Below are 19,799 nucleotides of genomic sequence, written 5' to 3'. Positions count from 1 at the left end.
GAGGGCGTTGTCAGTGGCACAGTGCACTATCGGAGCCGGGAGGTGGGACGAGTGCGGACCGGAATCGCGCGCGGTGCCGCGTACGACTGCGACGTGCTGGTGGTAGGCGGCGGCATCGTCGGCCTGTCGACGGCGTACGCGATCACGCGCGCCGCGCCGGGCACGCGGGTGACGGTGCTGGAGAAGGAGCCGGGTCCGGCCCGGCACCAGACGGGCCGCAACAGCGGAGTGATCCACAGCGGCATCTACTACCGCCCGGGCTCGCTCAAGGCGCGCTACGCGGTGCGGGGCGCCGCCGAGATGGTCAAGTTCTGCGCCGAGTACGGCATCGAGCACACGGTCACCGGCAAGCTGATCGTCGCCACCGAGCGGGCCGAGCTGCCCCGGCTGCACGCGCTCGTGCAGCGCGGCCGGGAGAACGGCATCCCCGTGCGGGAACTGGGCCCGGCCCAGATCCGGGAGTACGAGCCGGAGGTCCGGGGCCTGGCTGCCATACACGTCGGGACGACCGGCGTCTGCGACTACACCGGAGTGGCCCGGCAGCTGGCCCGCGCCTCGGGGGCGGAGATCCGCTACGGGGCGGAGGTCCTGCGCATCGACCGGCGCCCGGGCCTCGGGGTCGCCGTCCGCATCCGCACCGGTGAGGTCGTCCGCGCCCGCGTCATGGTCAACTGCGCCGGTCTGCACTGCGACGAGATCGCGCGGCTGACCGGGGACGAGCCGGGGATGCGGATCATCCCGTTCCGCGGCGAGTACTACGAGCTGGCCCGGCCGGAGCTGGTGCGGGCGCTGGTGTATCCGGTGCCGGACCCGGCGTTCCCCTTCCTCGGCGTCCATCTGACCCGCGGCGTCGACGGCGGCGTCCACGTCGGCCCCAACGCGGTGCCGGCCCTGGCCCGCGAGGGGTACGGCTGGGGCGTCGTCCGGCCCCGCGAGCTGGGCGCGACGCTCGCCTGGCCGGGCGCGTGGCGGATCGCCCGGCGGCACTGGAGGTACGGCGCGGGGGAGCTGCGGCGGTCGCTGTCCAAGAGGGCGTTCACGACGGCGGTGCGCAGGCTGCTGCCCGCGGTGACGGAGGACGACCTGGTCGCGGCGCCGGCGGGGGTGCGGGCGCAGGCGGTGCTGGCGGACGGGACGCTGGTGGACGACTTCCTGATCCGGGAGGGGGCGTGTGCGGTGCACGTGCTGAACGCGCCCTCCCCGGCGGCGACGGCGGCGCTGCCGATCGGGCGGGAGGTGGGCCGCAGGGCGCTGGCCGCGCTGGGGGCGGGGTGAGGCGGTCCGGCACCGACGGGAGAAGGCGGCGGCGGGAGACAGCGGGCGGCAGCAGCGGCGGGCGGTGAAGACGGCGGGCAGTAAAATCGACTCACTGTGTCTGATTCCCGTCACTCCCCCGAGACCCCGCCGCAGGCGCTCGACGGCGCCCTGGACCGGCATGACCGTGCTGCGGGTGAGCCCCGGTTCCCCGACGGCCCGAAGGCCGATCCCGCCGGGTCGCACTTCGAGCGGCGGATCCGCAGCTTCCAGCCGCGCCGGAGCCGGGTGACCGCCGGGCAGGCGGACGCCCTGCGACGGCTGTGGCCGAAGTGGGGACTGGACATCGACGGACAGCGGGTCCTCGACCTCGCCGAGCTGTTCGGGAACACCGCCCCCGTCGTCCTGGAGATCGGCTTCGGCATGGGCGAGGCCACCGCCCGGATGGCCGCCGCCGACCCGGACACCAACATCCTCGCCGTGGACGTCCACACTCCCGGCCAGGGCAACCTGCTCGCCCTCGCCGACCGGCAGGGGCTCACCAACGTCCGGGTCGCCAACGGCGACGCGATCATCCTCCTGCGCGAAATGCTCGCCCCCGACTCCCTCGCCGGGCTGCGCGTCTACTTCCCCGACCCCTGGCCGAAGAAGCGGCACCACAAGCGCCGCCTGATCCAGCCGGAGTTCCTGACCCTGGCCGCCTCCCGCCTCGCGCCGGGCGCCGTCGTGCACTGCGCCACCGACTGGGAGCCGTACGCGGAGCAGATGCTCGAGGTCCTCACCGCGCACCCCGACTTCGAGAACACGGTGCCCGGCGGCGGTTTCGCGCCGCGTCCCGAGAACCGGCCGCTGACCCGTTTCGAGAGCCAGGGACTGGACAAGGGTCACGTGGTGAACGACTTGCTCTTCCGCCGCGTACCGCACCCCGTATCGCACAGTGGGCGGCGCGAGGAGCAGTAGCCTCCCACCGGTTAGGGTCCATGCCGTGGCCACCTGTCCCCCGTATCCGCCGCGTCCGCCCGTCCGTCCGCGTCCGCACTGGTGGCAGCGGGCCTGGGTGCGTCACGGGGCGCTGATCGCCCTGCTCGCGCTCTCCGGCCTGGTGATCCTGGCCCTGGTGCGCGAGCAGACCGGCACCGAGGGGTTCCTGGTGGGGCTGGGCCTGGCGGTGCTTCCCGTGCCGCTGCTGCTGGCGGCCTTCCGCTGGCTGGACCGGGTCGATCCCGGCCCCTGGCCGAACCTGCTGTTCTCCTTCGCCTGGGGCGCCTGCGCGGCGGCGCTGATAGCGATCATCGCGAACAGCTTCGCGACGCGGTGGATAGCGACGGCCACCGCCGATCCCGCCGGCGCGGACACCCTGGGCGCCACGGTGATAGCGCCCGTCGTCGAGGAGTCCGCCAAGGCGGCCGCGGTCCTCCTCGTCTTCCTCTTCCGCAGACGGCACTTCACCGGCGTCCTCGACGGCGTCGTCATCGCCGGTGTCACCGCCACCGGCTTCGCCTTCACCGAGAACATCCTCTACCTGGGCACCGCCTTCGGCACCGACCAGCTCACCGGCGGCCGGGGCGTCGCCTCCGTCACCGCGGCGACCTTCTTCGTCCGCGTCGTGATGTCGCCGTTCGCCCACCCGCTGTTCACCGTGCTCACCGGCGTCGGATTCGGCGTCGCCGCGCTCACCGCCGGCCGCCGCCGCCTCCTGCCGCGTGCCCTTCTCCCGCTGGGCGGACTGCTGCTGGCGATGGGCATGCACGCCCTGTGGAACGGCTCGGCCTCGCTCGGCGGGTACGGCTTCCTCGCCGTGTACGGGGCGTTCATGGTGCCCGCGTTCGGGCTGCTGACCTGGCTGGCGATCTGGACCCGGCAGCGTGAACTGGCCGCCGTCCGCGCCGAGCTGCCCGTCTACGTCCTGGCCGGCTGGCTGGGCCCGGCCGAGCCGTTCGCGCTCGGCTCGATGCGGGCGCGGCGCATCGCCCGGCGGTACGCGCGCAGGCACGGCGGGAAACCGGCGGCGCGTGCGGTGGCGCGGTACGAGGCGTACGCGACCTCGCTGGCGTTCCTGCGGCAGCGGGGCCGCCGGGGCAGGGCGGGCGCGGACTACACCGTACGGGAGCGGGAGTTGCTGGACGGGCTGTGGCACCGCCGGGAGGCGGCGCGCCCCGCGCTGGAGCACGCGGCCCGCGTCACGGCGCCGCCGGTGCGGATGCCCGTACCGCACCGGCCGCCGTACGGGTTCCACGGGGCGCCCGTGACGTACGGGCTTCACCCGCCGTACCCGGCGCCCGTCCCGCATCCCGCCGCCCCGTACGCCGGTGCCCGCCCCCTGTACGCCCCGCCCCACAACCCGTACCGGACGTGACGCGGGGCGACTTGGGCGGCGCGTGCGGCGCGGGTGTTCTCAGAGGCTGAGGCCCTTGTCCTGCAGCCAGGCCGCCGGGTCGACGCCGCCTCCGCCGCTGGTGTGGACCTCGAAGTGCAGGTGCGGCCCGGTGACGTTGCCGGTGGCGCCCACGCGGCCGATGACGTCCCCGGTGCTGACCTTCTGGCCGACGCTGACGTTCATCGACGCCTGGTGGCAGTACCAGAGTTCGGTGCCGTCCTCCAGGGTGAGGACCGTGCGGTAGCCGTAGGCGCCGGCCCAGCCCGCCTCGGTGATCGTGCCGGTGTGGACGGCCTTGAGGAGGGTACCCGTGGGCGCGGCGAAGTCGAGGCCGGTGTGCTGGCCGGAGGACCACATGGAGCCGGCCTGGCCGTAGGTGGAGGTGATCGTGTACGAGGAGGTCGGCAGCGTGTACTGCCTGGCCAGCTCGGCGAGCCGCTCGGCCTCGGCCTTCTTCCTGGCCTCTTCCTCCGCCTTCGCCTTGGCGGCGGCGGCCTTGGCCTCGGCCTCCTTCTCCGCCTTGGCGGCGGCTTCGGCGGCCGCCTTCTCGGCGGCGGCCGCGGCCTCTTCGGCGGCCTTGGTGTCGACCTGGATCTGCTGCTGCTCGGCCTGCTGCATGATGCGCGCCCGCAGGGCCTCGCCTGCGTCGGTGGCGCCTTCGCCGGTGTCCGCGGAGGCGGTGACGATGCTGCTGAGCGGGGCGGCGGAGCCCTCGGCCGCCGGCCCGTCACCGGAGTCGTCGGAGACGCCGGGGACCAGCGAGCCGACGTTCGGCAGATCGGGCATCGAGATCGGCACCGGTGCCTTGCCGGTCTGCGCGCTGGCCATGCCGCCCGCTCCGACGGCCGCTATGACACCGACGCCGAGGACGGTGGAGCTGCGGGCGAGCCCGCCGCGCTGCTTGGCGACGCGGTGCCGGCCGCGGACGGGACGGACGGACTCCGCGGTGGGGTTCCACTCCTCCCAGGGGCCCTCTCCGGCGCGGGGGACGTCGTGGCCGAAGATGTCGGTGTCGTGCGCGCTCGGCGCGAACGGGGCCTCGGGAGCAGGCCGGTTGGACGCCACGTGGGCGTACTCCTTTCCTTCCTTCCGCCTACCGGGTTAGCTGACGGGTTCGGAGCAGGAAGGTCTCCTACGCGCGTAAACCGGCCGTGTCTCCACGGCGGCATACGCCCGATTCACCCCAGAGTGGTGGTTCCCCGGTTCCCTCGCGGGATTCGGCGCGTGCGCACGGAGCCGCCTTCTGTGACGGCTGGGACGACCGCGCTGCGTTATCGAACGTTAATAGAAGCGAGGCGTCGATTCCAAGCCGTTCCGGGTGATCATTAAGGATTCCGGCCGGGACGTATGTCTCATGAAGTGCGAAAACGGGGCGAGTTGACCGCCTATCAGGCCACCGTCCCGCAACACACGTTTCTGACTGTGTGTCAGTTGTTATGCGCAGGGCGGTCGCTCGGTCACCCGCCGTGACTCCGGTCGGGGTGGTGCTCAGTGGCGGCGTACGGCGAGCAGAGCCATGTCGTCCGTCATGCCGCCCCCGGAGTGCCGGCGCACGTCGTCGGCGAGGGTGTCGAGCAGCTCGGCCGGGTGCCGGAAGACGCGTCCGGACAGGCGTGCCTGGGGGTCGTAGAACCTGCCGAGGGCGTCACGGGCCTCGGACAGCCCGTCGGTGTACAGCAGCAGGGTGGCTCCGCCGGGGAAGGGTGCCTGCTCGGCCCGGTCGGGCCACACCCCCAGCTCGCCCATCCCGAGCGGCAGCGCGTACTCCCTGACCTGCAACGGGTGCACGGTGCCGTCGGCGTGCAGCAGCAGGGGCGGCGGGTGGCCGCGGTTGACGATGCGGAGGACCCCCTCGCCGTGCGGGAGTTCGGCGAGGACGGCGGTGGTGAATCCCTCGAAGGCGTCCAGCCCCTCCCGCCGGGTGCCCTCGCGGGCCAGGGCCCGTTCCAGCCGCTGCGCCACCGCCTCCAGCGTCGCCTCCTGCTCGGCCGCCTCCCGGAACGCGCCGATCACCACGGCGACGGCGGCCACCGCGCCCATGCCCTTGCCGCGCACGTCGCCGACGATGAGCCGCACCCCGCGCGCGCTGTCCTGCACCGCGTACAGGTCGCCGCCGATGAAGGCGTCGGCCTGGGCGGCCTCGTAGCAGGCGGCGATCTCGAAGCCGCCGATCCGCTCGGCGGGCTGGGGCAGTACGGCGCGCTGGGCGGCCTCGGCGATCTCGCGGGCGGAGGCGAGCTGCTCGTCGGTGCGCCGGACGAAGGCGTTCACGAGGACGGCGAGACCGGCGACCGTGGCGATGGTGATCAGCTCGGTGAGCGAGTCCACGTAGTGGATGACGCCCTTGGTCGTCTGGAGGCAGAGGACGGTGACGACCACGGCGGCACCGGTGAGCGCGGTGCCGCGCCGCGAGTAGACCGGCGCCGCGACCAGGGGCGCGGCCGTGTAGAGGGGCGCGGCGGTGAAGTACCGGGGGGTGAGGACGTCGTACAGGATGGCGGCGACGATCAGCAGGACGGGGAGCGCGCGCACGAACCTGCGGCCGTACAGCGCCCGCCGCCGCGCCCCGTCGGGGGAGGACGGTACGGGCATCGGGGGGTCGCCGACGCCCGGGTCGGGCACGGGGCCGGGCACCGGGTCGCCGGGGAGCCGGCCGCCGGTCCGGCCGTCCGCGCCCCTGCCCTTCTCCTTGCCCTTCTCCCTGCTCTCCCCCTCGCCCTCCGCCTCGTCTGGCCGCACCACTCGTCTCCCGCCGCCCCGGTCGCCGTCCGTCCTCCAGATTTCCCGGGGCGGGGGTGGGGGGCGAGCCGTGAGGTCCGGCCGGGTGACGGCCACGCGGGCCGCCGGGCGCACAGGACGTCACGAGACGCCGTAGGACGCCAGGACGCACCGAAGGCCGGAACCCTTTCGGATTCCGGCCTTCGGTCTTCAGTAGCGGGGACAGGATTTGAACCTGCGACCTCTGGGTTATGAGCCCAGCGAGCTACCGAGCTGCTCCACCCCGCGTCGTTGTGTCTCCAGTGTACGTCATGTCGGGGGTGGAACGCACACGCGTATCTCAGGGGCCCTCGAGGTGACGGTTCGGCGCCTTCGCGCGCCCCTCGTACTCCGGCAGTACGACCACGGCGGCGCCGCCGGCGGCGAGCACCCCGCTGCCGTCGGCGCCCGGCACGAAGGTGTCCGGCTCGCGCCAGGCGGTGACCACCCGGCGCACCCCGGCGTCGAGGATCAGCCGGGCGCAGGGCGCGGGCCGGGAGGCGCGGCGGGCGCACGGCTCCAGGCTGGAGTACACCGTGGCCGTGGCGAGCCGCGGATCGGCGGGGTCGGTCTTGGCGAGCGCGGCCTCCTCGGCGTGCACGACCGGGTCGTCCCCTTCCCGCGAGTGCCCGCGCGCGAGTTCCGTCCCGTCGGCGGCGACGATCACCGCCCCCACGCTGAACGCCGTGCCGGAGGGCGGGCACAGCTCGGCCAGCTCGCAGGCGAGCGCCAGCCAGTGCCGGTCGGCGGCGGCCGGCTCGCTCCCGGTCCCCGGGGCGGTCGGCAGGTACCGCATGAACACGACGTCCTCGATCCGCCGCGTCTCCACCAGCCGGAGCCGCCCGCGCTGGTAGTCGCCGGGCCCGAACAGCCGGGGCGCGTCCGGGTCCCCGACGAGCAGCGGAGCGAGGACGAGCTGCAGCTCGTCGGCGAGTCCCTGCCGCAGCAGCTGGCTGTGGACGCTCCCCCCGCCCTCGACCATCAGCCTCCGCACACCCAGCCGGTCGTGCAGGTGCTCCAGCGCCGCCCGCCAGTCGAGCGCGCCGCCGAGCGGTACGACGGCGGCGGCGATGCCGAGCGCGTGGGCCCGCCGGGCGCCCTCGTCCGTGGTCAGCAGCACCTTCTCCCCGCCGGTGTGCCAGAAGGCCGCCGCCGGGTCCAGCTCGCCGGACCCGCTGACCGTGACCTTCAGCGGGTACTCCGGCTTCCCCGCGGCGACCCGGCCGGCCCGCCGCCGGTCCGAGTTCACCAGCAACCGCGGATTGTCGGCCCGGATCGTGCCGGCGCCCACCAGGATCGCGTCGACGGACGCCCGCACCTCGTCGACCCGGTCGAAGTCGGCGGGCGAGGACAGCATCAGCCGCCCGGCCCCGGCGTCGTCCAGGTACCCGTCGAGGGAGACGGCGGCGGAGAGCAGGACGTACGGGAGGGGCATGGGCGTACTCCGTGAGGGGTGCGGTCGGGCTCCGGGTGCTGTGGGGCAACCCTAGGCATCCGCGCCACCGCCGTCCTCGTCTTCGTCCTCGTCCCCGGCCGGGGCCAGGCGGCGGCCCCGGGACTCCGCGACCCGGAGGGCGTCCGCGAGGCACTCGGTCAGCCGGATCGCGGCGTAGCGGACCTCGACGTTCGGGGACAGCGGGTCGTCCAGCACCCGCCGTGAGTCGCGGAGCACGTCGAGGCCCTCGGTGAGCTGCCGGTCCTCCGTCTCGTCGGCGAGGCGGGACACGAAGCCGCCGCCGTCACCGGGGACGAGGAAGCAGGGCTTGCCCTCCGCCGACAGCCAGGGCAGCAGACGCGGCGAAGGGGACCCGCTCGTCACGCGGCCACCTCCCGGGCGCCGACGACGTGCTGATCGAGGTCGATGCCGAAGTCGGCGGCGAGGACGAGGGCGAGCCGGCGGTATCGCCGGCGGTCCTGTTCGAGGGCGGTGAGGTAGGGGCGGACGAGCCGGTTGTCGGCGCCGTCGAGAGGGAGGTGACGGCAGTGGGACGAGTGGTGCAGGGGGAGGCGCGCGGGGGCGTCCGGGAGCGGACGGTGGTGCGGGTGGTTGCGCGGGGCGCCCGCACGGTGCCTTCCGGTGCCGGGACCGAGGAGAAAGCCCAGCCACTGGGCGATGCGGTGGATAAGGTCGTACATGTCGACGCTCCTTGTGTAAGCGTTGGCCGCGCCCCGGGAGGTCTTGCCACCTCGCCGGGGTTTTACATGCCCGAAGGTAAGCCGGGAGCTAGCCCTCTACATACAAGTACAGAGGGATCCACTCGAACGTGTTCATCTCGGCCTGCATACGTTGGACGCGTGAGCGATACAGTCCCCCAGCCCCTGGACCCGATGAGCGCCAGGCCCCTCTACGTCCAGCTCGCCGACGTCATCACCAAGAAGATCGAGTCGGGAGAGCTGGCGCCGGACAGGCCCATCCCGTCGGAGAACCACCTCGCCGACGAGTACGGCGTGGCACGGCTCACCGCGCGCCGGGCCGCACAGGAACTCCGCGAACGAGGACTCATCGTGACCGTGCGCGGCAAGGGCTCCTTCGTCGTGGAGCGACCGCCGACCGGCTCCTCCCCTCAGGGCAAGGACGAACCCACCCCCTGACGCATCCGGCGAAACGGGTACCCCTCCCCGCATGAGCTCCGAACCCGCCCCGTTGCTCGCCCTGGACCTCACCGGCACGTTCGCGTTCGGGCTGAACGGGGCGCTGACCGCGGTGCGCGCCGCGCGGCTGGACGTGGTCGGCGTGGTCGTCCTCGGCATGATCACCGCGCTGGGCGGCGGCTTCGTCCGTGACGTCCTGATCGACTCCCTGCCCCCGGCCACCCTCCTGGACTGGCGTTACTACACGCTCGCCGCCGCCGGTGGCCTGATCGCCTTCGCGCTCAGCCGGCATCTGCGCCGGATCGGGACGGTGATCGCCGTGCTCGACGCGGTAGGCCTGAGCGTCTTCGCGGTGATCGGCGCGAGCAAGGCGCGGGAGGCCGGGCTGGGCGTCGCGCCCGCGATCCTGCTGGGGGTGATCACCGCGGTGGGCGGAGGGACGATCCGCGACACCCTCGTCCGCCGGGTCCCGTCGGTGCTGAGCAGCGGCCTGTACGCCATCCCCGCCCTGGTGGGCGCGGCGGTGACCGTCGCCACCGTCGAGGCGGGCCTCTACGGTCTCCCGGCGGCGCTGGGCGCGGCCACGGTCTGCTTCCTGATCCGCGTGCTCGGCCTCCGCTACCGCCTCGACGCCCCCGAACCCCCCGAGACCAGCGGCCGCGGCAGGCCCCGCCGGGCCGACACCCGGCGGTGACGCTCCGTGGCCGTCCGAGTGGCCGGACCCGGCGCCGTCGTCGAAGCTCGGTCCATGGAGCGAGACTCGACGACCGCAGCCGCCCGGACCGTACTGTCCGGCCTCGACGCCATCCGTTCCGACGTGGAGGACCTCTACCGGGACCTGCATCAGCACCCCGAGCTCGGCCTGCGCGAACACCGTACGGCGAAGAAGGCGGCGGACGCCCTGCGGGACTGCGGCTACGACGTCACCGAGGGCATAGGCGGCACGGGCGTCGTCGGGGTCCTGGCCAACGGGGACGGGCCGGTCGTCATGGTCCGCGCCGACATGGACGCCCTGCCGGTACGCGAACGCACCGGCCTCCCGTACGCCTCCACCGCCACGGTCCCCGGCGACGACGGCGGCGAACAGCCCGTCATGCACGCCTGCGGTCACGACGTGCACGTGTCCTGCCTGGTGGGCAGCGCCCGGCTGATGGCCCAGCACCGGGACGCCTGGCGGGGGACGTTCGTGGCGCTCTTCCAGCCGTCGGAGGAGAACGGCGACGGCGCCGACGCCATGGTGCAGGACGGTCTCACCTCGAAGGCACCCCGGCCGGACGTGGTGCTCGCCCAGCACGTCCTGCCCTACCCCGCCGGTTACGTCGGCACCCGGGCCGGTTCCTTCCTGGCCGCCGCGGACAGTCTGCGCGTCACCGTCCACGGGCGAGGGGGCCACGGCTCCATGCCCCAGGCCACCGTCGACCCCGTGGTGATCGCCGCCATGATCGTCGTACGCCTGCAGACCGTCGTCTCCCGGGAGCTGGGCGCCACCACGCCCGCCGTGGTGACGGTGGGCAGCATCCGGGCCGGCAGCAGCCCCAACGTCATCCCCGACCAGGCCGTCCTGCAGATCAACGTCCGCACCTACGACGACACCACGCGCAGCCAGGTCCTGGACGCGATCGAACGGATCGTCAGGGCCGAGTGCCAGGCGTCGAATTCCCCCCGGGAACCCGAGTTCGAGCGGATCACCTCCTTCCCGCCCACCGTCAACGACGAGGAGCCGACCCGGCGCGTCGCGGACGCGTTCGCCGCGTACTTCGGCGACGACGCCCACACCATCGGGCTGCAGACCGCCAGCGAGGACATGAGCGAGATCCCCCAGGCGTTCGGGGTGCCGTTCACCTACTGGGGGCTCGGCGGCACCGACCCGAAGCGCTACGCCGAGGCCGAGAAGAAGGGGACCGTCGCCCAGGACGTCCCGGTCAACCACAGCGCCCTGTTCGCCCCCGTCATCCAGCCCACCCTGGACACCGGCATCAGCGCGGTGACGGTCGCCGCCCTCGCCTGGCTCGGCGACGCCTGAGCCGGGCGGGGCGTCCGCCGGGGGACGGGTCTCAGCCGTACGCCCGCGCCGTCAGGTAGGGGTCCCGGCGCAGGGCCTCGCGGGTGCCGAAGAAGGTGCCGACGGCCAGGCCGGTGGCGGGGAGCAGGAGCGCGGCGGTGGTCCAGAGCGGGCCCGGCAGGGCGTCGGTGAGTCCGATCGGAAGTCCGAGCACGTCGCTGAGCGGGCCGGTCAGGGCCAAGGACAGCCCGGTGCCGACGGCCACGCCGAGTACTCCCGCCACACCTCCGGAGAGCACCGCCTCGCCCAGCAGGATGCGGCGCAGTTCGGGCCGCCCGGTGCCGAGGATGCGCAGGACGGCGAACTGGCCGAGGCGGGCCCGCGTACTGTCCGCGGCCCGGACGGCGCCGAGCCCGACCGCCGCCAGGGCCAGGACCAGCACCCCGGCCCGCATGGCGAGGTCCGCCGCGCCGAACAGTCCGGGCAGGTTGCGGACCCGGTCGGAGACCGGGGACGCCGCGAAACCGTCGGCCTGCAGCGCCCTGGTGACGGCGTCCACCTGCTTCTGGTGCTCGACCACGACGACGGCGGACTGTGCGCCCTCCTTGTCCCGGTAGGCGTCCGGCTCCAGGCCGGCCCGCGCCGCGGCCAGCAGGGCGGCGGTGTCCTCGGCGAGGTAGGCGGCGCCCGGGCCGTCGGCCTGCCAGCCGGGGTCGTACAGGGCGACGGCCTTCAGCCGGACGACGTCGGTGGTGCCGGACGCGGCACCGGTCGCCCTGGTGAAGCCGAAGGCGACGGTCCGGCCGAGGAGCGGGGTGAGGTCGGTCCCCTGCACGGCGGCGGGGAGCACGATCTCGTCCGGGCCCAGCTCCGCGGGGATCTCGCCGCGGGTGACGGGCAGGGCGTCGCCCGGGGTGAGGGTGTGACCGGTCAGGTCGTACGTCCCCTCCTCCTCGGCGTAGAGCGTGGCGGAGTGGTCGGCGACCACCTGCCGGACGCCCGGCACCTCCCCGGCGTCGCGCAGCGCCGAGGTGGTGAGCGGGCGGACCGAGGCGTCGCCCTCGAACGAGGAGAGTTCGATCTGGGTGAGCCCGCCCGCCTTCAGGACGTCCCTCTCGAGGGCCCCGGCGGCGCCCGCGGCCACTCCGGCGGACGTGGTCAGCAGCGCGGCCAGGACGGTGAGGGCGGGCAGCGCCCGGCGCAGGGAACGCCCGTCGCGCTTCCAGGTGTGAAGGCTCCAGCGGCTCATCCCAGGCTCTCCTCGGGGGCGTTCTCCTTGCGGGCGTTCTCCCGGGAGGCCGCCGGCAGCACGCCCCCGTCGAGCACGTGGCGCCGGTCGCAGCGCCCGGTGACCGCCGGGTCGTGGGTGACGAGCAGTACGGCCGCGCCCCGCTCGGCACAGGAACGCAGGGAGGCCATCACCGAGTCGGCGGTGGCCGGGTCGAGGCCGGAGGTCGGCTCGTCGGCCAGGACGAGCACCGGCTGTTTCACGGCCGCCCTCGCCACGGCGATCCGCTGCCGCTGGCCGCCGGAGAGCTCGGTGACCGGGGAGTCGGTGAGGTTGCCCAGGCCGAGGTCGCCGAGCAGGTCGCGGGCGGCGGTGCGGTGCCGGGCGAGGCGGGGACCGAAGGCGGCGGCGACGTTCTCCCAGGCGTTGAGGAACGGCAGCAGTCCCAGGTCCTGCAGGACGATGCCGATCGAACGCCGGCGCAGGAGGTCCCGTTCCGCCGGGGACAGGGACCGGGTGTCGCTGCCCGCGATGCGCAGGGTTCCCGAGTCCGGCGAGAGGATCAGCCCGAGCAGCGCCAGCAACGTGCTCTTGCCGGAGCCCGAGGGCCCCTCGACGGCGACCGTGGCCCCCGCCTCCAGCGTGAGGTCCGCCCGGACCAGCCCGCCCCCGGACGCGTAACGGAAGGCCAGCCCCTCGGCGAGGACGGCGGGAGGAGAAGCGGTGCTCATACGTCGGGTGTCCTTCTCGGTGGGGGACGGGTCGGTTCCGGAGGGAGTGGTTCAGGCGAGGAGGTAGTAGGCGGCCCTGGTGGCGTCCGCGGAGGCGGGGCCACCCGGTGAGGCGGCGTACAGGTCGGGATGCGCGGCATCGCGGTACTTCTCCAGCAGGCCGGGAAGGTCGTCCCACAGCGACTGCGGGATGTCCTGGCCGGCGGCGAGGGCGGCCTGGACCGCGTCGGAGGCGGCCGGCAGATCCCCTTTCCGCAGTGCCTCGCGGGCCTGCGTCACGAGATCGATCCCCTGGGTGAGCCGCTCCGTCTGCGCCGTGCACCCCGCGTCGCCGAGTACGGCCACGATGCGCAGCGCGCTCGGAGAGAGGGTGCCGTCCTTCTCCGCGGGCAGTTCCACGGAACTGTGCCGGCAGCGCAGCCCGAATTCGGCACGTGCCGCCATCGCGCCGTACCAGCCACGCCGGTTCTCCGCCGTGAGACGCGTCGGCACCTCCAACTCGGCAGCCTCTTCAGCCCCTTTGTCGGCCTGCGGGCCGCAGCGCAGGGACAGCCGGTGGCACGTCATGGCGAGCAGCAGCCGGTCGGACGGGTCGAGACCGGCGTCCGAACCCATCTGCTTCAGGCGTTTTCTCAGCCAGTCCGGTGCGTGCTTCTGCTGTCCGGCGGCGGTGAGGGCCCGTGCGGTGTTGTAGGTGGCGGTGAGCGTGCCCAGTTGGGCGGGTGCCTTGGTGACGAGGCCGTCGTGCCGGATGCCTCCCACCGGGGGCGGCAGCGCCTCCGGAGACCTGGCGGCGTCCATGGTCAGCGCACGCCGGACCACCCAGCGCGTCTGGGTGTCGGAGTCGTGCAGCGCGGGCAGCAGGCAGGTCCGCGCCTGCTTCGGCAGATGCCCGCGGAGCAGGGCCGTCGCGGCACGCCGCATGGGGTCGAGCCGCCCGCAGCCGGTCTTCAGGAGTACGTCGGCACCGCGCAGGGACCGTGCGGCACGGCCGCGTACGCCGACCGCCCGCAGGGCGTCGGTGGCGTACAGCGCCGGCACGGGTTCGGTGGTGCGCGCCGTGTCCGCGGCGAGACGGTCCAGCACCGGACGGGGCACCTGGTCATCGCGGTCCAGGCAGGTCAGGGTCTGCAGGAAAGCCGCCCGCGTGGTGAGCGAGGTCGGCGCGTCGTCCTCTTCGTCCGGTGCGCGCAGATAGGCGAGGGCCTCGGCCTCCGCCTCCTCCCGGACACCGGCCCGTTCCAGCACCGCGGCCGCGGCGGCCGTATCGGGGCCCGTGGGCCCTGTCAGTGCCAGGCACACGTAATGCGCCCGCCACGCGGGGGTGTCCAGGGCATCGGCACGGGCCAGGTCCGCCAGGGCGTCCGGACGGACCTCCGGCACCGGCTCACCGGCCTGGCGACCGGTGGCGAGCGCGGCTTCCAGACGCCCGTACGCGGTCGGGTACAGCGCGGGGTCCTTCCCGACGTCCGCACGGGTGGCACGTACCAGGTCGTTCGCCCCGCGCAGGGTGTCGAGCTGCTCCGCCAGCCCGCCGCCGGGCGGGCGGAGCCGGTCCACCGTCCCGCCACCGATCCACGACACGCTCACGGCCGTGGCCGCGACCGTCACCACCACGGCCGCGAGCACACGACCGCGCAGCCCTGCCCGCTCCTGGAGTGAACTGTTCTTCACGTGGCCCCTCACACGCTGTGCGGGGCCGTACGCAGGTACGGCCCCGCAGCACGGCGGATCGTCGGTCAGTCGTTGGCGCAGGCAGAAGCGAACGCCTTGACGCCGGACTTGAAGGCGCCGCCGTCGGAACAGGTGGTGATGCTCGTGTTGAGCGAGCCGCCCGGGTCGGCGATACCGCTGATGTCGGCGATCCACGTGTTCGTGTTGGTCCAGCGGACCCGGCGGGTGTTCTCACTCACCTGCGTACCGCTCGGGCTCAAGGAGAGAGTCGCCTGCCAGCCGTTGGCCTTCACGGTCGCCGTGTTGGTGATCTTGCTGACCTTGTACCTCTTGCCGGCCTTCAGGACCTTGGTGGACGTCCTGAAGGAGCACTTGTCGGCGTAGACATTGCAGTGCCACGCGTTGACCTGGACCTTCGCTCCCGTGCCGGGCAGGGAAGTCGTTCCGGTGTCGGACACGGCCACGCCGGGCACGGCCGTCCCCACGATCAGCATCCCGACGAGACCGGTGGCCGCCAGGATCTTTTTCATTTATGAATCCCCGTGTTCACGGCGTGCCTCCACAGCCCGCCCGTGAGATGACACGGTGTCAGGTGCCGTAGTCCCTGGCGATCTCGCCGCGTGGCCGAAAAATGACCCTCCGGCGCAGGGGCAGCGAGTCCCGAGGAAGGGCGTTCAGGCGTGCGGCCTTGCTGGGCACAGGATGTCCGCATACAGCCATAGGCTTCTTTCAGCCACCGAAAACGCCACCCGGTTCACACCTGAGCGGGACACTCACGCTCTCCGGTGACCGCACCGGCGTGAGCTTCCCTGCCGTGCGGGGTGGGCGGCGGAGTCGGCTGCGGTCGCCGCGGGCCAGCCGGCCGCCTCGGTGTCCTCACGTCCGGCCACAGCAGCGAGCCCCGGCCAGAATGACTGACCGGGGCGTGAAATGCCTGGTCGGAGTCCTGTGCGAGGAACCGACCCGGTAGGCCCTGTGGGACTCGAACCCACAACCAATGGATTAAAAGTCCACTGCTCTGCCAATTGAGCTAAGGGCCCGGGGCGTGTTGCGTGATGTTGCCACACCGAGCATAGCCCGACGCGGCCGGGGCGCCGATCGGGTATCGGGGACTCGGCCGTGTCGGGCGGCGGGAGGGACGGCGAGGGCGGGGGGAGGGACGGCGAGGGCGTGGGGAGGGGGCGCGGTTACGGGTCCACCGGCTCGGGGGCGGTCGCGTGGGCCGCCGCTCGGGCGCGGGTCCGTGCGTGGGCCGGGTCGAGGAACCAGTGGCGGGCCGAGACCAGCCACCATGTCGCGGCGAAGCCGAGGACGGCCAGGACGGCGACCGGCGCGTAGTTGAAGGTCTCCCAGGTGACCGGGGAGACCTGGGGCAGCATGAACAGGACCGTGATGACGCAGACCCACGTCACCGCGACCACGCCCACCGCCTGCGACCAGCGGCCCAGGTGCCACGGCCCCCGCTCGAAGGCGGCGCCCTTGCGGACCCGCAGCAGGGTGGGGATGACGTAGGCGATGTAGAGGCCGATGACGGCGATCGACGTCACCGCCGCGTACGCCGTGACGTTGATCAGGTACGGCAGGCCGAGGGCCAGGGCACCGAGGGCGGCCAGCCAGACGGCGGCGACCGGGGTGCGGGTGCGCGGGTTCACGGTGTGCCAGACGTGCGAGAAGGGCAGCGCGCCGTCGCGGGAGAAGGCGTAGATCATGCGGCTGTTGGCCGTCACCGACGCCATGCCGCAGAACAGCTGCGCCCCGATGACGACGAGGAGGAGCAGCTTGCCGGCGGTGGCGCCGAGCGCGTCGAGCAGGATCTGGGCGGGCGGCGCGCCGGTCGGGGACGTGAGGGCGCCCTCGTAGGACTGGATGGCGAAGGTGAAGCCGAGGAGGAGGACGAAGCCGGCGATCCAGGACGTCCAGATGGAGCGGACGATGCCCTTCGGGCCGGCCGTGGACGCGTCCCGGGTCTCCTCGGTCATGTGGGCGGAGGCGTCGTAGCCGGTGAAGGTGTACTGCGCCATCAGCAGACCGAGCAGGACGACGTAGACGCCGCTGCCCCAGCCGGTGTTGTTGACGAACTCACCGAAGACGAAGGACGCCGACCGGTGGTCGTCCGGCACGAAGGTCAGCGCGCCGACGATCACCGCGACGCCGACGACGTGCCACCAGACGCTGATGCTGTTGAGGAGGCCGACGATGCGGACGCCGAAGGTGTTCAGCAGGCCGTGCAGGACCAGGATGGCGGCGAAGAGGAGGATCGTGCGGCCCGGCGTGACCTCGAAGCCGAACTGCAGGTTCAGGTAGGCGCCGAGGAAGGACGCGGCGCCGAAGTCGATGCCGGCGGTCACCGCGACCTGGCCGAGCACGTTGAACCAGCCCGTGAACCAGGCCCAGGCCGCCGCCGTGCGGGGCGGCGCGAGGCGGTGCGCCCAGAAGTACAGGCCCGCCGAGGTCGGGTACGCCGAGCAGATCTCGGCCATCGCCAGGCCGACGAAGAGGGTCATCAGGCCGACGGCGACCCAGCCCCACGTGATGACGGCGGGGCCGCCGGTGTTCATGCCGAACAGGTAGAGGGTCAGGCAGCCGGAGAGGACGGAGATGATGGTGAAGGAGACCGCGTAGTTGGAGAACGCCGACATGCGGCGGGCCAGGACCTGGGTGTAGCCGAGCTGGGCCAGCCGTTCCTCGTCCGACGGCCCGCTCGCCTTGTCGTCATCTGTCATGCCCCCAGCGATTCCCTTCCTGAGAGCGTGACATGCGTCACTCCGCGGCCGGAAACGTGCTGCCCCGGGTCATGGGAAAGGCCGTGGCCCCTGCCCGGTCGGTCGGGCAGGGGCCACGGCCCTCTGTGCTGTCGGCGGCTGGTGTCAGCCGTTGCGCTTCCAGCGCGGCTTGTCGTCACGACGGCCGAAGGACGAACCACGGTCGTCACGGCGGCCGAAGGGGCGCTCGTGACCGCCGGCGCGGAAGCCGGGGCGGTCGTCACGACGGTCGCGGTTGAACGGGCGGTCGCTGCCGGGGCGGTCGCCCTGGCGGTCACGGTTGAACGGGCGGTCGCTGCCGCGGTGGCCGGGGCGGTCACCGCGGTCGTCACGGCGCTCGAAGGGACGCCCGCCGCGGTCGTCGCGGCGCTCGAAGGAACGTCCGCCACGGTCGTCACGACGGTCGTCACGGCGGAACCCGCCACGGTCGCCGCGGTCGTCACGACGTTCGAACGAACGCCCACCACGGTCGTCACGGCGGTCGTCGCGACGCTCGAAGGGACGCCCGCCGCGGTCGTCACGACGGAAGCCGCCGCGGTCGTCACGACGCTCGAAGGAACGGCCGCCACGGTCGTCACGACGGTCGTCGCGACGGAAACCGCCACGGTCGCCGCGGTCGTCACGACGCTCGAACGAACGCCCACCACGGTCGTCACGGCGCTCGAAGGAACGCCCGCCGCGGTCGTCACGACGGTCGTCGCGACGGAACCCGCCACGGTCACCACGGTCGTCACGACGCTCGAAGCGCTCGCCCCGCTCGGTCTGCTCCACCTCGCGCGGGCCCGACTGCGCCGGCACCGAGACCTCGGCCTCGACGGCGGCGGCCGCGGACACCTCGGCCAGCGCCGTCTCCGGGTCCTCGCCCCGCTCCCGCGCGGCCCGCGCGACCAGACGGTCCGCCTCCTCGCGCAGCTCGGCCGCACGACGCTGGGCCCGCTCCAGCTCCTTGGTGAGCTGCGCGACCTCACGCTCGGCCTGCTGGGCGGCGTTGCCCGCGGACTCGGCCTGGACCTCGGTCATCGACCGGGCACCGGTGATCTCGGCGACCTCCGGGTCGAAGGCGCCGGCACCCTGGATGATGTGGCGCGTGGCGTCGACGCCCGCGTCCTCCATCAGCCGGAAGATCTGACGGCGCTGGTGCGGCAGGGACAGGGAGACGACGGTGCCGGTGCGGCCGGCGCGTGCCGTACGGCCGGCACGGTGCAGGTAGTCCTTGTGGTCACCGGCCGGGTCCACGTTCAGGACCAGGTCGATGCCGTCGACGTGGATGCCGCGCGCGGCGACGTCGGTGGCGACGAGGGCGTTGACGTAGCCCTTCTTGAAGTCCTCCAGCACCCGGGTGCGCGCGCCCTGGGTCATGCCGCCGTGCAGCGCGTCGGCCTTCACACCGGCGTCGCAGAGCTGCTCGGCGATACGGTCGGCGCCGAGCTGGGTGCGGACGAAGATGATCGTGCGGCCCTTGCGCGCGGCGATCGCGGCGGTGACCGGCGCCTTGTCCTTGGGCTTCACGACGAGGATGTGGTGCGACATGGTCGTCACGTTGCCCTGGGCGCTGTCGACCTCGTGCGTGACCGGGTCGGTCAGGTAGCGCTTGACCAGCGTGGAGATCTCGTTCTCCATCGTGGCCGAGAAGAGCATGCGCTGGCCGCCCGCGGGGACCTGGTCGAGCAGCTCGGTGACCTCGGGCAGGAAGCCCAGGTCCGACATCTGGTCGGCCTCGTCGAGAACGGCGATCTGCACGTTCTCCAGGGAGCAGGCGCCGCGGTTGATGATGTCGCGCAGCCGGCCCGGGGTGGCGACGAGAACGTCGACGCCGCGCTCCAGGGCGTAGATCTGGTTACCCATGGACGTACCGCCGCAGACGACCTTCATCTTCAGGCCGAGGACGTCGCCGTAGGGCTGGAGGGCGTCGGCGACCTGCATGGCCAGCTCGCGGGTCGGCGTCAGGATGACGGCGCGGGGCTTGTGCTTCTCGGTGCGGCCGCCGGCCAGCGTGGCCAGGGTCGGCAGACCGAAGGAGAGGGTCTTGCCGGAGCCGGTGCGGCCGCGGCCGAGGATGTCCTTGCCCTCCAGCGCGTCCGGGATGGTCGCGGCCTGGATCGGGAAGGGGGAGGTCACGCCGTTCTGCGCGAGCTTGCGCACGATGCCCTCGGGCAGACCGAGGTCGGCGAAGGTGATCTCGGGGGTGCCGGACGCCTCGGGGGTGCCGACGTCCTCGGAGGCCTCGACGGTCTCGGAGGCCTCGACGACCTCGGGGGCCTCCAGGCCCTCGGAGGCCTCGGCGACGCCCTCGGCGTTCTCGGGCACGACGGCGTGATCAGTACTGATGATGGACATGCGAATGCGAAACCTTCCGGAGTCTCTCGTCGGCACGCGCCCGTCAACTCCGTGAATCGCGATTCGCAATACGACCGCCTCGATG

17 protein-coding genes, 2 tRNA genes and 1 riboswitch are annotated in these 19,799 nt (G+C 73.2%); of the genes, 6 read left to right on the top strand and 13 right to left on the bottom strand.

Annotated elements, in window-relative coordinates; all coding sequences use genetic code 11:
- Positions 1-42 precede the first annotated feature (42 nt).
- The 3 genes from lhgO to ACFYOJ_RS31060 all read left to right on the top strand — a co-directional run bounded on the left by lhgO (position 43) and on the right by ACFYOJ_RS31060 (position 3,610).
- Positions 43-1,275 carry an L-2-hydroxyglutarate oxidase gene (gene lhgO, locus ACFYOJ_RS31070; RefSeq protein WP_388598309.1) on the top strand — a complete coding sequence of 411 codons (1,233 nt, stop codon included), beginning with the start codon at positions 43-45 and terminating at the stop codon, positions 1,273-1,275.
- Between the two features lie 96 nt (positions 1,276-1,371).
- Positions 1,372-2,214: a tRNA (guanosine(46)-N7)-methyltransferase TrmB gene (gene trmB / locus ACFYOJ_RS31065; RefSeq protein ID WP_356557218.1), complete on the top strand. Its 843-nt coding sequence runs from the start codon at positions 1,372-1,374 to the stop codon at positions 2,212-2,214.
- Between the two features lie 25 nt (positions 2,215-2,239).
- Positions 2,240-3,610: a PrsW family intramembrane metalloprotease gene (locus tag ACFYOJ_RS31060; protein WP_356557219.1), complete on the top strand. Its 1,371-nt coding sequence runs from the start codon at positions 2,240-2,242 to the stop codon at positions 3,608-3,610.
- Between the two features lie 39 nt (positions 3,611-3,649).
- Here ACFYOJ_RS31060 and ACFYOJ_RS31055 read toward each other — a convergent pair whose 3' ends face one another.
- The 6 genes from ACFYOJ_RS31055 to ACFYOJ_RS31030 form a co-directional block, all read right to left on the bottom strand.
- Positions 3,650-4,696 carry a M23 family metallopeptidase gene (locus tag ACFYOJ_RS31055; protein ID WP_356557220.1) on the bottom strand — a complete coding sequence of 349 codons (1,047 nt, stop codon included), beginning with the start codon at positions 4,694-4,696 and terminating at the stop codon, positions 3,650-3,652.
- A gap of 11 nt (positions 4,697-4,707) precedes the next feature.
- Positions 4,708-4,864: riboswitch (cyclic di-AMP (ydaO/yuaA leader) on the bottom strand.
- Positions 4,865-5,119: 255 nt separating this feature from the next.
- Positions 5,120-6,373 (bottom strand): PP2C family protein-serine/threonine phosphatase, encoded by a 1,254-nt coding sequence (locus ACFYOJ_RS31050; protein WP_388598306.1) that lies wholly within the window; start codon positions 6,371-6,373, stop codon positions 5,120-5,122.
- Positions 6,374-6,563: 190 nt separating this feature from the next.
- Positions 6,564-6,637 (bottom strand) — tRNA-Met (locus tag ACFYOJ_RS31045).
- A gap of 52 nt (positions 6,638-6,689) precedes the next feature.
- The gene (locus tag ACFYOJ_RS31040; RefSeq protein WP_356557221.1) at positions 6,690-7,823 is read right to left on the bottom strand and encodes a dihydrofolate reductase family protein; all 1,134 of its coding nucleotides are present in this window, start codon (positions 7,821-7,823) and stop codon (positions 6,690-6,692) included.
- A gap of 51 nt (positions 7,824-7,874) precedes the next feature.
- Complete coding sequence (locus ACFYOJ_RS31035; RefSeq protein WP_356557222.1) at positions 7,875-8,207, bottom strand: hypothetical protein; 333 nt, start codon at positions 8,205-8,207, stop codon at positions 7,875-7,877.
- Positions 8,204-8,524, bottom strand: a complete 321-nt coding sequence (locus ACFYOJ_RS31030) for a hypothetical protein (RefSeq protein WP_356557223.1) — start codon at positions 8,522-8,524, stop codon at positions 8,204-8,206. The genes ACFYOJ_RS31035 and ACFYOJ_RS31030 overlap by 4 nt, the downstream gene beginning before the upstream one ends.
- A 192-nt stretch (positions 8,525-8,716) precedes the next feature.
- Here ACFYOJ_RS31030 and ACFYOJ_RS31025 point away from each other — a divergent pair, with 192 nt between their 5' ends.
- From ACFYOJ_RS31025 to ACFYOJ_RS31015, 3 genes are read left to right on the top strand one after another with little or no spacing between them, the layout of a single operon-like run.
- Positions 8,717-8,980 (top strand): GntR family transcriptional regulator, encoded by a 264-nt coding sequence (locus ACFYOJ_RS31025; RefSeq protein ID WP_356557273.1) that lies wholly within the window; start codon positions 8,717-8,719, stop codon positions 8,978-8,980.
- A gap of 31 nt (positions 8,981-9,011) precedes the next feature.
- A complete protein-coding gene (locus ACFYOJ_RS31020) occupies positions 9,012-9,674 on the top strand; it encodes a TRIC cation channel family protein (protein WP_356557224.1) in 663 nt (220 codons plus the stop codon).
- Between the two features lie 54 nt (positions 9,675-9,728).
- Positions 9,729-11,003 (top strand): M20 family metallopeptidase, encoded by a 1,275-nt coding sequence (locus ACFYOJ_RS31015; RefSeq protein ID WP_356557225.1) that lies wholly within the window; start codon positions 9,729-9,731, stop codon positions 11,001-11,003.
- 31 nt (positions 11,004-11,034) lie between these two features.
- Here ACFYOJ_RS31015 and ACFYOJ_RS31010 read toward each other — a convergent pair whose 3' ends face one another.
- From ACFYOJ_RS31010 to ACFYOJ_RS30980, 7 genes are all read right to left on the bottom strand, one after another.
- Positions 11,035-12,231, bottom strand: a complete 1,197-nt coding sequence (locus ACFYOJ_RS31010) for an FtsX-like permease family protein (RefSeq protein WP_356557226.1) — start codon at positions 12,229-12,231, stop codon at positions 11,035-11,037.
- The gene (locus ACFYOJ_RS31005; RefSeq protein ID WP_356557227.1) at positions 12,228-12,941 is read right to left on the bottom strand and encodes an ATP-binding cassette domain-containing protein; all 714 of its coding nucleotides are present in this window, start codon (positions 12,939-12,941) and stop codon (positions 12,228-12,230) included. Before ACFYOJ_RS31005 ends, ACFYOJ_RS31010 begins: the two co-directional genes overlap by 4 nt.
- A 51-nt stretch (positions 12,942-12,992) precedes the next feature.
- Positions 12,993-14,615, bottom strand: coding sequence for a hypothetical protein (locus ACFYOJ_RS31000; protein WP_356557228.1), 1,623 nt, complete (start codon positions 14,613-14,615; stop codon positions 12,993-12,995).
- A 65-nt stretch (positions 14,616-14,680) separates the two neighbouring features.
- The gene (locus tag ACFYOJ_RS30995; protein WP_356557229.1) at positions 14,681-15,145 is read right to left on the bottom strand and encodes a hypothetical protein; all 465 of its coding nucleotides are present in this window, start codon (positions 15,143-15,145) and stop codon (positions 14,681-14,683) included.
- Positions 15,146-15,582: 437 nt separating this feature from the next.
- Positions 15,583-15,655: transfer RNA gene (locus ACFYOJ_RS30990), tRNA-Lys, on the bottom strand.
- 147 nt (positions 15,656-15,802) lie between these two features.
- Complete coding sequence (locus tag ACFYOJ_RS30985; RefSeq protein WP_356557230.1) at positions 15,803-17,338, bottom strand: amino acid permease; 1,536 nt, start codon at positions 17,336-17,338, stop codon at positions 15,803-15,805.
- A gap of 144 nt (positions 17,339-17,482) precedes the next feature.
- Positions 17,483-19,714, bottom strand: a complete 2,232-nt coding sequence (locus ACFYOJ_RS30980) for a DEAD/DEAH box helicase (protein ID WP_356557231.1) — start codon at positions 19,712-19,714, stop codon at positions 17,483-17,485.
- Positions 19,715-19,799 lie beyond the last annotated feature (85 nt).

The organism is Streptomyces sp. NPDC006384 (genome assembly GCF_042870695.1).
In the GTDB taxonomy this organism is placed as follows: Bacteria; Actinomycetota; Actinomycetes; order Streptomycetales; family Streptomycetaceae; genus Streptomyces.
The sequence above is the reverse complement of the archived record's forward strand: the minus strand, read 5'-3'. Positions and strand labels throughout refer to the sequence as shown.